This is a genomic window from Mycobacterium sp. NGS48, from assembly GCF_059812585.1.
In genome coordinates, this window is record NZ_JCALCY010000001.1 from 18926 (window position 1) to 33786 (window position 14861).

A 14861-nucleotide genomic window follows, 5' to 3' on the forward strand; every position below is an offset into this window, starting at 1 on the left:
GAGCCTCTAGCAAGGGCATACGACGCTGTATTCGGCAATCTCACATGAGGATTCGAACCGGGTCAAGTCAGATCCGGCCATTGCGGCTTAAAGTTGCGTTGCGGTTAGCTGAAAGGACGCTGCAAACATTGTTAAATCATTGTTTCGCAGTTGCGTTGCGCCACAATGGGCTTCGTCCATAAGAGTTGAAACCCCAATATGACGCAGGAAATGTGGTGCCGATCACATCGGGCGTTGCCGGCTACCAAACGTCGCCGTCACGCCAGTCGCAGGTCAACTCCGCGGAGGTGTCCACCGTGGCCGCGACCGGGAGCACGAACACCGAGCCGTCGTCGTCCGGGGTGCGCACGGTCCCGGCGGGCGCCAACACCGACGTCGGTCCGCACCACGGCAGCCAGCCGCGCACGACGAAGAGCCGCCGTCCGCGCTCGGAAGCGCTGATCGCGCCGATGTGGTAGCCGCCGCGGATGACCTGCTCGCACGCGTCGAGCACCGCGATCGCCAGTCCTTGGCCGCGCCACTCCTCGGCTACCGCCACAGCTTCGATGTAGCCGCAGCGCAGCGCGCTGCCGCGGTGAATGAGCCGCCGCTGCACCACTGCAGCGTGTGCGATGATCACGCCACGATGCCAGATCAGGGCATGCATCCCGCCTAGCGCGTGGTCCCAGTCGCAGTCGGTGAAACCACCGCCGAACGCCTCGATGACCATCTGGCGAGCGCTGTGCCGGGTCTCGCAGTCGAGATCGGCGGTGTGGACCAGGCGAGCGGTGTGGACCTGGGTGTACACACCTTCCGGTTTACCAGGCTGACTGGCCCGCGGCAGCGGCAGTCAGCGGCGACCGGGGCCGCGACCAGTGCAACCGCACATACTGGCCGGGCCGCACCTGGGCAACTTTGTCGATGTCGTCCTCGGCGAGCACGCCGATCACCGGATAGCCGCCGGTGATCGGATGATCGGGCCCCAGGATGACCGGCAAACCGTTAGGCGGCACCTGAATTGCGCCGCGAGCAGCTCCTTCGCTGGGCAACTGCCGATTCGGCCAGCGGTACTGCAGCGGACGGCCCTCCAGCCGCATTCCCACCCGGTCGCTGCGGTCGGAAACCATCCAGATGGTGCGCACGAGCGCGTCGGGATCGGCGAGCCACTCGTCACGCGGGCCCGGCACCACCCGCAGCTCCACCAGATGCTCGTCGATCGCCGCTACCGGGGCCTGATCGAGTTCGGGATACTCGTCGGTGTGCTCGCCGATCGGCAGCACGTCGCCAGGCTGCAGCGGCAGCGGGCCGATCCCCGACATCACGTCGTAACTCCGCGAACCGAGCACCGGTGTCACGTCGATACCGCCGCGCACTCCCAGATAGCTCCGCAAGCCCGCCAACGGCGCACCCAGCGAGATCACGTCCCCGTCGCGGACATGCTCAACGCTGTTGGTGCCGAACACGTTTCCGTTGACGGCTGGGTCCGTGTCGGCACCGGTCACGACAACGTCGACGTCGCCGCCGCGGACTCGAGCCGAGAGGCCGCCGAAGGTCACTTCAATGGTGGCGCGGTCGTCGGGGTTGGCCACCAGCCGGTTGGCCAGCGTGTGCGAACCACGATCCGCCGCCCCCGACCGGGTGACGCCGAGGTGAGCCAGACCGACCCGCCCGAGGTCCTGGACGAGTGCCAGCGGCCCGGTGCGCAGGATTTCCAGCGTGGTCATCGGTGCTCTCCTAGGCGGCTCGGAATTGAACCCACTTGCCGGGCGTGAGCAGCGCCGGGTCGGGCCGGTCGATATCCCACAGGACGGCTGTCGTGTGGCCGATCAGCTGCCAACCGCCGGGGGACCGCCGCGGATAGATTCCGCTGAACTCTCCGGCGAGGCCCACCGCACCGGCCGGCACCGACTGCCGTGGCTCCGAGCGCCGCGGCACCGCCAACCGTGGGTCGCCGCCGACGAGGTACGCGAAACCCGGAGCGAATCCGCCGAATCCGACCTGCCAGGGCGTGGAGGTGTGGGCGTTGATGACCTGTGCGGTGCTCAGCCCGGTGCGATCGGCGACCTCGGCAAGGTCGGCGCCGTCATAGACGACGTCGATCACCACGTCAACGTGTCCGTCGGGCGGGGCGGTCTGCGTCGCCTGGGACGTGACCTGCATGCGGCGTAACCGGTGCCGGGTGACGCCCTGATAGCGCGGCCCGTCGAGTTTGACCAGGATGGTGCGGGACGCGGCGACGATGTCGAGCACACCGGGCAGCGCCGCCTCGCGCAGGGCAGCTGTCCACGCCAAGACGTCGGCGCTGCTGTCGAATTGCAAAAGCAGTGCCTGATCACCGTAATCGAGAACGGTGTCGGTTACCTTCAGGTCCATTGCCACGCTCATTACTCGACGGTAACCTCGGGTTCCGGCGGCTGCCAGTAATTGTGGTGCTCTGCCAGAGGTGCCTTAGCGAACGCTCAGAGGGCCGCCGTTTTCGGCGAGCTCAGCCCAGGATTTTGGTGATCAGCGACGGCAGTTGGTCGGCCACCACCGGGTAGCTCAGCGGTGAGGCGAAGGCAAGCGCCCCGGCTTGGTCCTTGGTGGTGAAGACACTGCGCGGCCGAAGGTCTGCCACGCCCGGATCGGCCAGCAGCATCCGCTGGTCGTCTTCGGTGTCCGTTGTCCAGATCAGCACGTCGGTGGCGTCGAGCGCTGCCTTGATCTTGTCGCGGGGAATGAACGCACGCTGCTGATCGACGGCGAACTGGTTGATGCCCTCGGCGACCACCAGACCCATCCGGGTCAGAAACTCGGTGCGCCAACCCGCCGTCGTCGCCACCACATTGTCCTGGTAGAACGTGCCCTGCAGCAGCAGCGCCTTCTTGTCCTTGAATTGCGCGTGCTGCTCACCGATCGTGGTGAACTTCTGGTCGACGCCGTCGATCAGCGACTTCATCTGATCGGACTGGAAAACCGCTTGGCCGATCGCGGTCGCCTGGTCCTTCCACGGCTCGAAGAACGCATCGCCGCCGGCCTGCGGGAGGGTCGGGGCAATCGCGGCCAGCTTCTGGTAGGTGTCGGCGTCTACTCCGGCGTTGGTGGCCACGATCAAATCAGGTTTCAAGCCGGCGATCTGGTCGATCTGAATCCCGTTGTCCAGGTTCAAGACAACGGGTTTGGCGTCGCCGAGTTTCGGCTGCGCCCACGGCCACACCGCGAACGGCTGGTCGCCGAACCAGTTGGTCACCGCGATCGGCACGATCCCCACCGCGAGCAGGTCGTCTTGCCCCGTGTAGCCCGCGCTGACCACCCGCTTGGGTGGCGCGGGGATTGTCGTCTCGCCGAACGCGTGTGGAATCGTCACCGCGCTGCCGCCCGGGGCGCCGGTGGTGGTCTTGTGCGACGAGCAAGCGGCCGTGGCGAGCAGTCCGGCCCCGCCGGCAAGACCCAGGAATGCGCGCCGGTTCCATCGTCGTTCCATCGCGTCAGTCCTCCGTCACCGGCATCCAGCGATTGTTGCGTATGTATCGCGGTGGTGGGCCGTTAACGGCTCGGCCAAGGGCTGTAGTCGGCGATCAGCTCCTCCTGCGGCGGCCGTTGATCGGCCGGCACGTGCTGCAGGTTGATCCGGATTCGGTACCAGATCGAACTCGGTCCGCGCATGCCGTCGACGAGCACATCGACCGGCTGGAGTCGCTGGGCCACATCGGGATAGCGGTCACGCCAGGTGTCCAGCGCAGCCATCGCCTCGTTCTTGGTCTTGGTGCGGGCGATCTCGATCAGCGGCATCGTCGAGGCCCGCCGGCCGTCCCGGCTCTTGGTCGCCCCCTTCGGTGCCTTCTCGGCGGGGCCGAGCTCCTCGGCCAGCGTGAGCAGCCGATCCAGCGTCCCGGCGGCATCGTCCATCCCCGCCCACGGGTCGCCGACGTCGGCGACCCGGTCCGGCACGGTCGCCATCGTGAACGCCGCCGGGTCGCAGTCTGCGGCCTCGTCCCAACGCAGCGGCACGGACACCCGGGCATCGGGCGTGGCCCGCACCGAATACGCCGAGGCGACCGTGCGGTCTTTGGCGTTCTGGTTGAAGTCGACGAAAACGCCCTGGCGTTCTTCCTTCCACCACCGGCTGGTCGCCAGGTCGGGGGCGCGACGCTCGACCTCGCGTGCCACCGTCTGGGCTGCCAGTCGGACCTGCCGGAACGGCCAGTCCGGCGTGATGCGCGCATAGATGTGAAAACCGCGCGACCCTGATGTCTTCGGCCACGGGGTCAGGCCGTAGTCCTCGAGCACGTCTCGTGCGACGGCCGCGACCTCCACGATCTGCGGCCACCCCACGCCGGGCATCGGGTCCAAGTCGACGCGCAGCTCGTCGGGATGGTCGAGATCGCCGGCGAGCACCGGGTGCGGGTTGAGGTCGACGCAGCCCAGATTGATCGCCCACACCAGGCCGGCGGCGTCGTCGATGACGGCCTCCTTGGCCGAAGTTCCGGACGCATAGCGCAGTTCCGCCACCCCGACCCAGTCCGGGCGCTTCGTGGGCGCCCGTTTCTGGAAGATGGCTTCCTGCTCGATGCCCTTGACGAAGCGTTTGAGAATCATCGGACGTCCGGCCACGCCCCGCAGCGCCCCCTCGGCGACGGCGAGGTAGTAGCGGATCAGGTCGAGCTTGGTGTAGCCGTGGTCCGGGAAGACCACCTTGTCGGGGTGGGTGATCTCAACGTGGCGGCCGTCCACTTCCAGTGACAGCGGACGGACCATGCACTTCATCGTAATTTGCCCGTCGCGGTGCGACCTGGCTCACATATGGTGGGGCTATGCCTAACCTTCCTGACCCGTTCGGGGCCACGGCCAAAGTCCAGCAATACGCCGAGCGTGGCCTGGCCGAACTGCACTATGTCCGCAAAATCTTCGAAGCAGGCGGATTCCCGATCGAGCGGCCACAGAACGTGGCGGCGATGGCGAATGACATCCGCAAGTGGGGCGAGATCGGCATGCTGCCCGCGCTGCACGCGCGCCGCACCCCAGACAAGGTGGCGATCATCGACGACGAGGGCGAGTTCACCTGGAAGGAACTCGACGATGCCGCCAACGCGGTGGCCCACGGGCTGCTGGATAAAGGTGTCAAGGGGGGCGACGGCGTCGCCATCCTGGCACGCAACAGCCGGTGGTTTGCCATCGCGGAGTTCGGTTGCGCGCGGGTCGGGGCCCGCATCATCCTGCTCAACAGCTCGTTTTCCGGCCCGCAGATCAAGGAAGTGTCCGAGCGCGAAGACGCCAAACTGATCATCTACGACGACGAATACGCCAAGGACGTCAGCAAGGCCGAGCCGCCGCTGGGCAAGCTGCGCGCTCTGGGCACCAACCCCGATTCGGACGAGCCGTCGGGCAGCGAGGACGAGACGCTTGCCGACCTGATCGAACGCAGCAGCGGCGAGCCCGCGCCCAAGGCCGGCAAGCACTCCTCGATCATCATTCTGACCAGCGGCACTACCGGCACTCCGAAGGGCGCGAACCGCAGCACCCCGCCGACGCTCGCGCCGATCGGCGGCATCTTGTCGCACGTGCCGTTCAAGGCCGGCGAGGTGACGTCGCTGCCGGCGCCGATGTTCCACGCGTTGGGCTTCCTGCACGCCACGATCGGGACATTCCTGGGATCGACGCTGGTGCTGCACCGCAAGTTCAAGCCGGCGGTGGTGCTGGAAGACGTCGAGAAGCACAAAGTATCGGCGATCGTCGTCGTCCCGGTGATGTTGTCGAGGATGCTCGAGGCCGTGGAGAAGATGGACAAGAAGCCCGATCTGTCCAGCTTGCGGATCGTGTTCATCTCCGGCTCGGCGCTGGGCGCCGACCTGGCCGAGCGTGCCCTCAAGGACCTCGGGCCCGTGGTCTACAACATGTACGGCTCGACTGAGATCGCGTTCGCCACGATTGCGGGACCCGACCATCTGGAATTCAATTCCTCGACGGTGGGACCGGTCGTCAAAGGGGTCAAGGTCAAGATCTACGACGACAACGGCAAGGAGTTGCCGCAGGGCGAGGTCGGGCGAATCTTCGTGGGCAACGCCTTCCCGTTCGAGGGCTATACCGGCGGCGGCAACAAGCAGATCATCGACGGGCTGTTGTCATCCGGCGACGTCGGCTATTTCGACGAGCACGACCTGCTCTTCATCAGCGGGCGCGACGACGAGATGATCGTCTCCGGCGGCGAGAACGTCTTCCCCGCCGAAGTCGAGGATTGCATCACCGGCCATCCGGACGTCACGGAGGCCACCGCGATCGGTGTCGAGGACAAGGAGTGGGGCCACCGGCTGCGCGCCTTCGTCGTGAAGAAGGAGGGCGCCGATGTCGACGAGGACACCATCAAGAAGTACGTGAAAGACCAGCTGGCCAAGTACAAGGTGCCGCGCGAAGTGGTCTTCCTCGACGAGCTGCCCCGCAATCCCACCGGCAAGATCCTCAAGCGCGAGCTGCGCGAGATGGACGTCGACTCTGACTAGGGCCACCTTTCGCCTCGCGCGAGCGTGCGCCTCTTCTCGCGCGAGCGTGCGCCTCTTCTCGCGCGAGCGTGCGCCTCTTCTCGCGCGAGCGTGCGTGTCCCCGGTCGACACGCCGGGTGAAATCCCGTTTCTGCGCACGCTCGCGGTCGGCGGCTAGCCGTCGAAACCGGTTGCGCCGTCAAGTTGTTCGCGCAGATATCCAATTGCCCGCCGTGACGGGCGGTCTCCTCGATCATGTGCACGTAGATCCAGCGCAGTGACACCTGTCCGAGCCGGACATGTGGCACCACGTGATCCAGCGAATAGCGCGCGGCTATCCGTCGCGACTCGTCGCATTGCGTTCGATATTCCGCGATCAACGTATCCAGTGATTCCTGAGGAAAAAACTCGAATTCCCAAGCACGGTCATGCGTGCGGCGGTTGTCGCTGATTCGCTCCTGAAGCAGCTGATCGAACCAGCCGTATTCCGCCCAGCGCAGGTGCTTGACCAGCCCGCCCACCGTCGTCGGCGAAGAAACCAGGCGGCGACAGGCGTCGGCGTCGGACAGGCCAGAAGCCTTGCGCACCACGATGTCTCGGTAGTCGTCGAGGAAAGACTCCAGGGTCTCACGCTCGGCGGCATCCGCACGGTTGCGGCGATGGGGCGGGCCTTCGGTCATGCCGGCGAACCTAGCACCGGACCAGGGCATCGGCGCTACATGGTTTCCGCTCGGCGCGAGGGTGCGCAGAAACGGTGAAAGCTTCGGCGTGTCGGCCGGGGACACGCACGCTCGCGCCGAGAAGTAAGCCTTACGGGTCGCGGGGGAGCCCCAGCAGCCGCTCGGCGATGATATTGAGCTGCACCTCCGACGTGCCGCCGTAGATCGTGGTGGCCCGGCTGGCCAGCAGGTATTCGTCCCACTTGCCGGGCAGCTCCTCCGGGTCGCCGATCGCGGCGTCGGCGCCGAAGGTGGACACCGCGAACTCCGCATAGCCCTGGCCGGTGCGCATCGACAGCAGCTTGGAGATGGCCGCCGAGGGCATCGCGTCGCCCCCGGCCAGCGTCAGCAGCGTCGAGCGCATATTGAGCAGCCTGGCGGCGTGACCTTCGGCGATCAACTGGCCCGCCCGGTTCTTCGCGACCTGGTCGAACTGACCGTCGCGAACGAAATCGACCAACTGGTCGAGGTTGGCCAAGAACGGCGCCTCGCTGCCGCCGATCGAAACCCGTTCTGCGGTCAGAGTATTGCGACTCACCTCCCAGCCGCGGTCGACCTCGCCGAGCACCAACTCGTCCGGCACGAACACATCGTCGATGAACACGGTGTTGAACATCGCGCCGCCGGTGAGCTCGCGAAGCGGCTTGACTTCCACGCCTTCACTGTTCATGTCCAGCAGGAAGTAGGTGATCCCATTGTGTTTCGGAACGTCGGGATCGGTCCTGGCCAGCAGCGCCCCCCACTGCGAGAACTGCGCGGCGGTGGTCCAGATCTTCTGGCCGGTGATGCGCCAGCCCCCGTCGGCCCGAGTCGCCTTCGTGGTCAGCCCTGCAAGGTCAGAACCGGCACCGGGCTCGGAAAACAGCTGGCACCAGATCATTTCGCCTCGGAAGGTGGGCGGCAGGAACCGGAGCTTCTGCTCCTCGGTGCCGAACGCGACGATCGACGGGACGATCCACGACGCGATACCGATCTGAGGCCGCTTGACCCGGCCGGTGCCGAACTCTTGGGCGACGATGATCTGCTCGACCGGACTTGACGCGCGGCCCCACGGCGTCGGCAGATACGGCAGCACCCATCCGCCTTCGGCGATCGCGGCGTTGCGTTCGTCGCGCGGGATCGCCTTGAGCGCAGCCACCTCGTCCCGGATTTCGGCCCGCAGTTTCTCGGTGTCGGGGTCCAGGTCGATGTCGACTTTGCGCATACCGGTGCCGGTGGCGGTGTCGACCACCCGCTGCGGGTACTCGGAGGTGCGGCCGAAGGAGGCGGCCAGCATCAACGCCCGCCGGTAGTAGACGTTGGTGTCGTGTTCCCAGGTGAAGCCGATGCCGCCATGCACCTGGATGCAATCCTGTGTACAGCGCTGAGCGGCGGCAGGCGCCAACGTCGCCGCCACCGCGGCGGCGAACTCGACCGCGGATGCTTGCACATCCCAATTGTTTTGGCGTGCTTCGTCGATCGCGCGGGCGGCGTCCCAAACGGCCGCGGTGGCACGCTCGGTGTCGGCAATCATCTCGGCGCACTTGTGTTTGATGGCCTGGAACTGACCGATCGGCCTACCGAACTGTTCGCGGATCTTGGCGTACTCCGACGCCGTGTCGGTGGCCCACCGCGCGACCCCGACGGCCTCGGCCGACAGCAAGGTCGACATCAGCGCGTGGGCGAGCGTCATGCTGAGGTTGCTCAGCACGGCGTCGTCACCGACCTCGACGGCGTTCGCACGGACGTGGGCGATCGGGCGCAGCGGGTCCACGCTCTGCACCGGTTCGATCTCGAGTTGGTCGGCGCGCAGCACCACCCATTCCTCGCCACTGTCGATCGCCACCGGTAGCACCAGGACCGACGCCTGCGCCGCGGCCGGCACCGCCCGCGCTTCGCCGCGGATCACCAATCCGTCGCCGTGGCGGGTGGCGGTCAGCCCGGAATCCAGCGCGTAGGCGGCGACGGCCGCGCCCGATGCCAGCTCGCCCAGCACTTTGGCGTCGGGATCGTGTGCCGAGATCAGCGCACTGGCAATCGCCGACGGCACAAACGGGCCGGGCACCGCACCATAGCCGAACTCAGCGAGCACGACGGCAAGCTCGAGGATGCCGAAACCCTGCCCGCCGACGGCCTCGGCCAAGTGCACGCCCTGCAAGCCTTGGTCGGCGGCGCTCTGCCAGTAGGGCGGTGGGTTGTCGATCGGTGTTTCCAGCGCGGCATGCAACACCTCCGAGGGCGCTACCCGCGCTACCAGGGACCGCACCGAGTCGGCCAGGTCTTGATGCTCGGGAGTTATCGCGATCGGCATTGCTCGCCTTCCTTCGGGGCATTCGTCCCCTCAATTTAATAACCGGTTGGTTAGTTGACTACAGGAGGACTCTCAGCGCCACCGCTTGGCAATCCACTTGGCGATCACGTCGGCCTGCTCGCTGCGCGCCCCGGGAGTGGTGAAGTAGTGATCGGTATCGATGGTGCACAGCATCTTGTCGGTGCCGGCCAGCGCGTCGCAGATACGTTGAGCGTCCGACGGGAAGACGCCCGTGTCGGCTTCGGCATTGATGACCAGCCCGGGGCAGGTGATGCGCCTTAGATGCGGCTCGGCCCGGGTCTGTGCGTTTCGCAGGCTCCACATGCCCAGCCAGTTGCGCAGCGTGCATGCCGCCGCGATGCCGTGCGCGGAACGATTCGCCTTGGCCGGGATGCCGGCATAGCACATGTTGGGCTGCCGTTTCGTGGGCTCGATGCTCGGGTCGACCATCCGGGGGTCGGCCCAGGTTCGCGTAACGGTGAAAGGGATGTCGGAAAACCCTGCGGCCTGAATACGTTTCAGCTCCTTCTCGGCCCAGTCGGTGATCGCGCGGTTGCGTGCGGCCTGCGCTGAGCGGTAGCGGGTGAGGAACTCCGGTGAATAGGGCGGACCGTTGTTTTCGTTGAACAGGTCGAGGTCGGGATCGGTGGCGACGGGGTCGTTCTCGTCGACGACGGCGCCGTCCATCCATGCGGTCAACACGTCGGGGCGGCCGGGATGGGCAGCGCTGGCGACGTATCCGTCGGCGGGCAGCAACTCGGTCAGCCCGGCCGCGGGCCGCATACCCGGCAGCGGAGTCACATTCGGGTCGACCGCTTGCGACTGGTAGGCGGCCATCAACGAGCCACCGCCGGAGTTGCCCAGCAGCACAATGATTTCCACACCCTGCACTTCACGAAGCCAGCGGACACCGACGCCGATGTCGACGAGAGCATGGTCGAGCAGAAAACTGCTCTCAAAGCCGCGGAACCGGGTGTTCCAGCCCAGGAACCCGATGCCGCGGGTCGCCATGTAGTCGGCGAGATAGTGCTCGGAGAAATCAATCTGGTAGTGGGTGGCGATCATCGCCACTTTGGGCTTGCGGCCCACACCGCGGTGATACAGGCCTTGGCAGGGGTGCCCACCGGCGCCGGCGCGGCGAGCGGTCGGCGACGGTAGGCCGACGAATTCGCGGAGGACGCCCGGTGCTCCGGTATTGCGAGTCACCTCAGTCGACCTCCTTGAAATAGATGGCTCGATAGAAGATGTTGGCCAGCGTGTTGATGCAGGCTTCGTCGTCGGGTTCACCGACCTCGTTCGAACGAGAGCCGCTCAGCTGCGAGTAGCAGAACTGGTTGAACATCGCCACGATCGCCACCGCGACCAGCTGGGGATCATCGTCGGGGCAGCAGCCTTCGCTCTGCGCACGTCGCACGGTTTCGGCGATGAAGGCAATGGGGCCCGCGCAGATTTCGGCCCAGTACTGCGCGAAGTCGTCGTTGATGATCGCCAGCTGTGACACGCCGATCATCTCGGCGAGCCGATGGCGGTAGGTGTGCCAGTGCGCGGCCGCGGCCTGATGGGCGCGTTCGCGGTTCGAAAGGCCGTGTCGGGTAATCGTTTTCGCGCGGTCATTGGCTTCGTCGCGAAAGCGCAACGCCCACTGGCGGACCATTGCCTCTTTGGAGTCGTAGTAGTTGTAGAACGACGCCGTCGATCGGCCCGCTTCGGTAGCGATGTCAGCGATGGTCGCGGCGAGGATTCCCTTGCGGGCGATGACGGCCCGGGCTGCGGCGTCAATGGCCGCCTGTGTCCGCCGGCCGCGATGTGTCGGTAACTCGACGCGCTCGGCGGGTTGCTCGGACACGGTTGACACCGGACGGCTCCTTTCCTCGCGACCCCGCGACCCCTGGAAGAGAACTGAATCTGATGTTAGATTCAGTTTCGGGTATTCGCCACAGATCGGCAATCCGCCCGCCGACGAACGGGAGTCGGAAAATGATCAAGCCGCACAACACCAACACCGAATTCGAACTCGGCGGCATCAATCACGTCGCGCTGGTGTGCTCGGACATGGCGCGCACGGTGGACTTCTACAGCAATGTGCTGGGCATGCCGTTGATCAAATCGCTGGATCTGCCGGGTGGCCAGGGCCAGCACTTCTTCTTCGACGCCGGCAACGGTGATTGCGTCGCGTTCTTCTGGTTCGCCGAGGCGGCCGACCGGGTGCCGGGCATCTCGTCGCCGGCCGCGATCCCCGGGATCGGCGAGATCACCAGCGCGGTCAGCACCATGAACCACCTGGCCTTCCACGTGCCGGCCGAGAAGTTCGACGACTACCGGAAGCGGCTCAAGGAGAAGGGCGTGCGGGTCGGTCCGGTGCTCAACCACGACGAGAGCGAAATGCAGGTCTCGGCCACGCTGCATCCCGGAGTGTACGTGCGCTCGTTCTACTTTCAGGACCCCGACGGCATCACGCTTGAGTTCGCTTGTTGGACGAAAGAATTCGCGGAAAGCGATCCGCGGGCGAAACCGAAGACGGCCGCTGACCGACGGGTGCCGGTAGGCAACTAGCAGGCAGCTCAATCGCGATACAACGCCGGATCGGCCAGTCGGTCGAGAGCCGTGGTGAGCTGCTCGACCAGTTCGTCGGGGGTCAGCGACACCGCACCGGCCAACCAGGCGCTGATGGTTTGCCCGACGCCACCGACCACGAAGTGCGCGGCGGCGGCAATGCGGTCGTTCTCCGGGATCCGCGAGACCTGGCCGGCGTGTCGCCCCAGCAGCGTGGCGAACAGCGCGGTGGATTCCACGCGTTTGCGCACCAGCACAGGATCGGTCAAGTGCGCGCTGAACAGCAGGCGCCCGACGCGCGGGTCGCCGGAGAATGTCTGCACGATATTGGTCATCCCGGCGCGAGATTGCTGGTCGGGTGGCACCGCGTCGACGGAAGCCTGCGTCGCCGCCGCGAGATCGGCTACCACCCAGTCGAAGACCGCGCAGACGAACGCATCCTTATCGGCGAAGCTCTCGTAGAAGTAGCGGGCGGTCACCCCGGCCCGTCGGCAGATAGCGCGCACCGTCAACTCCGACCAATCGCGCTCACTGGCGCCGAGCAAGTCCAAGCCGGCCCGAAGCAGCCGGCCCCGCCGCTCGGCCAGCCGGTCGGCCGGCTCGACCCCGCGGTAAGGGCGCGCGCTCGTCGTCTCCGTCGCAGCCATGCGTCTCATCTTGACATCGCAGGGAGCCGGCGGCAATATCAGGAAACAAGTGTTCTCAGAATTAGCGGAGCAGGTAAGGCAATGACAACCCAACACGTCGAACGAGCGGTCAGCGATCCGCCGATACCAGCACTGGCGCGCCGCCGACCCAAGCGCGCCGCCCGCATCGACGACCAGTTGATGGGCATGGCGCTGCTGCTCGGCCCGGCCAACGTGATCATGCAGTTGGCCCGGCCCGGGGTCGGCTACGGAGTCGTGGAAAGCCGGGTTGAAAGTGGCCGGGTCGACTTGCACCCGATCAAGCGGGCCCGCACCACGTTCACCTACCTCGCGGTGGCGATGGCCGGCAGTGACGACCAGAAGGCGGCGTTTCGTCGGGCGGTGAACCGTGCCCACGCCGAGGTCTATTCGACTTCGGAGAGTCCGGTCAAGTACAACGCCTTCGACCCGGAGTTGCAGATGTGGGTGGCCGCCTGCCTCTACAAGGGTGGCGTCGATTTCTATCGCACCTTCATCGGCGAGATCGACGAAGACGATGCCGAACAGCACTACCGCGAGGGCATGGTGCTCGGTACCACGCTGCAGGTGCCGCCGGAGATGTGGCCGGCCGACCGCGCCGCGTTCGACAAGTACTGGCAGGAGTCGGTGGACAAGGTGCACATCGACGACACCGTGCGCGACTACCTGTATCCGATCGCCGCCTCCAGGGTGCGGGGGATGACGTTGCCGGGTCCGCTGCAACGATGGGCGGAGAAGCCCGCACTGCTGATCACCACCGGCTTCTTGCCACAACGCTTCCGCGACGAGATGCAGCTACCGTGGGACGCCGCCAAGCAGCGGCGGTTCGACCGCTTGATGGCTGTGCTGCGCACCGTCAACAAACTTCTGCCTGGCTTCGTCCGGCGGTTCCCGTTCAACGTGTTGCTCTGGGACGTGGACCGGCGGATCAAGTCCGGCCGCCCGTTGGTATAGCGCGCGTCAGTCCCCCGCGAGGGTGATGCGATCACAACCGGCAGGTCGTGCCACGATGAGGCATGGACGGACCGGAGGGTGACGCAGCGCGCGGGGCGAAACCTACCCGGCCCACCCACGCTGACGTAGCCCGGCTGGCGAGCGTGTCGACCGCGACCGTTAGTTATGTACTGAACAACTCGGAAGGCCGACGGATCTCGTCGAGCACCCGCGAGTCGGTCTACCGCGCCGCCGAGCAACTCGGATACCGGCCCAACGCCGCCGCACGCAACCTCGCCCGCGGCAAAAGCGGTGTGGTGCTGTATGTCGTGCCGCGGGTGGCCGTCGGTGAAATGCCGATGCAAGCGGGCAGCCGGATGACCACGGAGCTTGCGCGCCGGGGTCTACTGCAGGTACAGATCTTCGAGACCGAAGACGATCAGCATGTCATCGACGCGGTCGAGAATCTCGATCCCATTGCCGTCACCAGTTTGTTCCCGCTGAGCCGCGGGGCGCGGAGCGCGGTTGAGGGCGCGCACGTCGCCCACATCGAGATCGGGACGCTACCTGCGCTCGGAGATCCACATTTGTCGATCGGCGCGGTCCGCGTCGAACACCTGGTTTCACGTGGCCACCGAAAGATCGCATTCGCCTACACCGGGATCGCCAAATGGCGTGCCCTGGGCGACTATTGGCTTGAAGGAGTGGCCCGCGCAGCCCGTGCCCACGGTCTTTCACCGATCAGTGTCGACGACGTCACCATCGACAACGCCGCCGACATCGTGGCCCGCTGGAGCCGCGACGGCGTGACCGCGGTGTGCACGCAAAGCGATGAGATTGCATTCCTGGTGCTCCACGGCATCCGTGAAGCGGGCCTGGTGTGTCCCGGTGACCTCGCGGTGATCGGCGTCGACGCCAATCCGATGGGAGCTATCAGCTCCCCACCTCTGACCACGGTCGAGTTCAACCCCGTTGCCGTCGCCGACGCCGCCATCGCGGCTGTCTTGACCGAATTGGGCTATTCGGCCCCGCCGGCTCCGCGACCCGCCGATATCGCCCGCTTGGTCGTGCGCGCCTCGACATAAATATCGGCGAAACCCCCAGGCATCAAAGGTGTTTCGTGCTGATCCCGCATGCGGGCACAGCTTGTTCAGGGCCACCTCGCCGGACGCCCAACACCCGTCCGGCCGTTAATCGCCAGCCCTGGACAACGCTTGGTTAAGCGCATAACCTACCGTGCAAACGCAATTACCGGTATGCGAGAAGG

14 protein-coding genes are annotated in these 14861 nt (G+C 66.0%); 4 read left to right on the plus strand and 10 right to left on the minus strand.

The window, feature by feature from the left end; genetic code table 11:
* Positions 1-241: 241 nt before the first annotated feature.
* From AC5Y42_RS00090 to ligD, 5 genes are all read right to left on the minus strand, one after another.
* The gene (locus AC5Y42_RS00090; RefSeq protein WP_499894781.1) at positions 242-787 is read right to left on the minus strand and encodes a GNAT family N-acetyltransferase; all 546 of its coding nucleotides are present in this window, start codon (positions 785-787) and stop codon (positions 242-244) included.
* Between the two features lie 10 nt (positions 788-797).
* Positions 798-1703, minus strand: a complete 906-nt coding sequence (locus AC5Y42_RS00095; protein WP_499894783.1) for a 5-oxoprolinase/urea amidolyase family protein — start codon at positions 1701-1703, stop codon at positions 798-800.
* Between the two features lie 10 nt (positions 1704-1713).
* Positions 1714-2364 (minus strand): 5-oxoprolinase subunit B family protein, encoded by a 651-nt coding sequence (locus tag AC5Y42_RS00100; RefSeq protein WP_499894785.1) that lies wholly within the window; start codon positions 2362-2364, stop codon positions 1714-1716.
* Between the two features lie 100 nt (positions 2365-2464).
* Positions 2465-3442 (minus strand): ABC transporter substrate-binding protein, encoded by a 978-nt coding sequence (locus AC5Y42_RS00105; protein ID WP_499894788.1) that lies wholly within the window; start codon positions 3440-3442, stop codon positions 2465-2467.
* A 62-nt stretch (positions 3443-3504) separates the two neighbouring features.
* Positions 3505-4725, minus strand: a complete 1221-nt coding sequence (ligD, locus tag AC5Y42_RS00110; RefSeq protein ID WP_499894791.1) for a non-homologous end-joining DNA ligase — start codon at positions 4723-4725, stop codon at positions 3505-3507.
* A gap of 47 nt (positions 4726-4772) precedes the next feature.
* Here ligD and fadD2 point away from each other — a divergent pair, with 47 nt between their 5' ends.
* Positions 4773-6455: a long-chain-fatty-acid--CoA ligase FadD2 gene (gene fadD2, locus AC5Y42_RS00115; RefSeq protein ID WP_499894794.1), complete on the plus strand. Its 1683-nt coding sequence runs from the start codon at positions 4773-4775 to the stop codon at positions 6453-6455.
* Here fadD2 and AC5Y42_RS00120 read toward each other — a convergent pair.
* From AC5Y42_RS00120 to AC5Y42_RS00135, 4 genes are all read right to left on the minus strand, one after another.
* Positions 6452-7114: a DinB family protein gene (locus tag AC5Y42_RS00120; RefSeq protein WP_499894796.1), complete on the minus strand. Its 663-nt coding sequence runs from the start codon at positions 7112-7114 to the stop codon at positions 6452-6454. The two genes, fadD2 and AC5Y42_RS00120, sit on opposite strands and share 4 nt — an antisense overlap.
* A gap of 130 nt (positions 7115-7244) precedes the next feature.
* On the minus strand, positions 7245-9443 hold the full coding sequence (locus tag AC5Y42_RS00125; RefSeq protein WP_499894798.1) for an acyl-CoA dehydrogenase family protein: 2199 nt from the start codon (positions 9441-9443) through the stop codon (positions 7245-7247).
* A 72-nt stretch (positions 9444-9515) separates the two neighbouring features.
* Positions 9516-10649, minus strand: a complete 1134-nt coding sequence (locus tag AC5Y42_RS00130; protein WP_499894802.1) for an alpha/beta hydrolase family protein — start codon at positions 10647-10649, stop codon at positions 9516-9518.
* A gap of 1 nt (position 10650) precedes the next feature.
* Positions 10651-11298, minus strand: coding sequence for a TetR/AcrR family transcriptional regulator (locus AC5Y42_RS00135; protein ID WP_499894804.1), 648 nt, complete (start codon positions 11296-11298; stop codon positions 10651-10653).
* Between the two features lie 122 nt (positions 11299-11420).
* On the opposite strand from AC5Y42_RS00135, the gene AC5Y42_RS00140 reads away from it, so the two are divergent.
* A complete protein-coding gene (locus AC5Y42_RS00140) occupies positions 11421-11996 on the plus strand; it encodes a VOC family protein (RefSeq protein ID WP_499894806.1) in 576 nt (191 codons plus the stop codon).
* An 8-nt stretch (positions 11997-12004) separates the two neighbouring features.
* Here AC5Y42_RS00140 and AC5Y42_RS00145 read toward each other — a convergent pair whose 3' ends face one another.
* Positions 12005-12643 carry a TetR/AcrR family transcriptional regulator gene (locus AC5Y42_RS00145; protein ID WP_499894808.1) on the minus strand — a complete coding sequence of 213 codons (639 nt, stop codon included), beginning with the start codon at positions 12641-12643 and terminating at the stop codon, positions 12005-12007.
* Positions 12644-12724: 81 nt separating this feature from the next.
* Between AC5Y42_RS00145 and AC5Y42_RS00150 the strand changes: the two genes are divergently transcribed.
* A complete protein-coding gene (locus tag AC5Y42_RS00150; protein ID WP_499894810.1) occupies positions 12725-13615 on the plus strand; it encodes an oxygenase MpaB family protein in 891 nt (296 codons plus the stop codon).
* A 62-nt stretch (positions 13616-13677) separates the two neighbouring features.
* Positions 13678-14679, plus strand: a complete 1002-nt coding sequence (locus tag AC5Y42_RS00155) for a LacI family DNA-binding transcriptional regulator (RefSeq protein ID WP_499894812.1) — start codon at positions 13678-13680, stop codon at positions 14677-14679.
* Positions 14680-14861 lie beyond the last annotated feature (182 nt).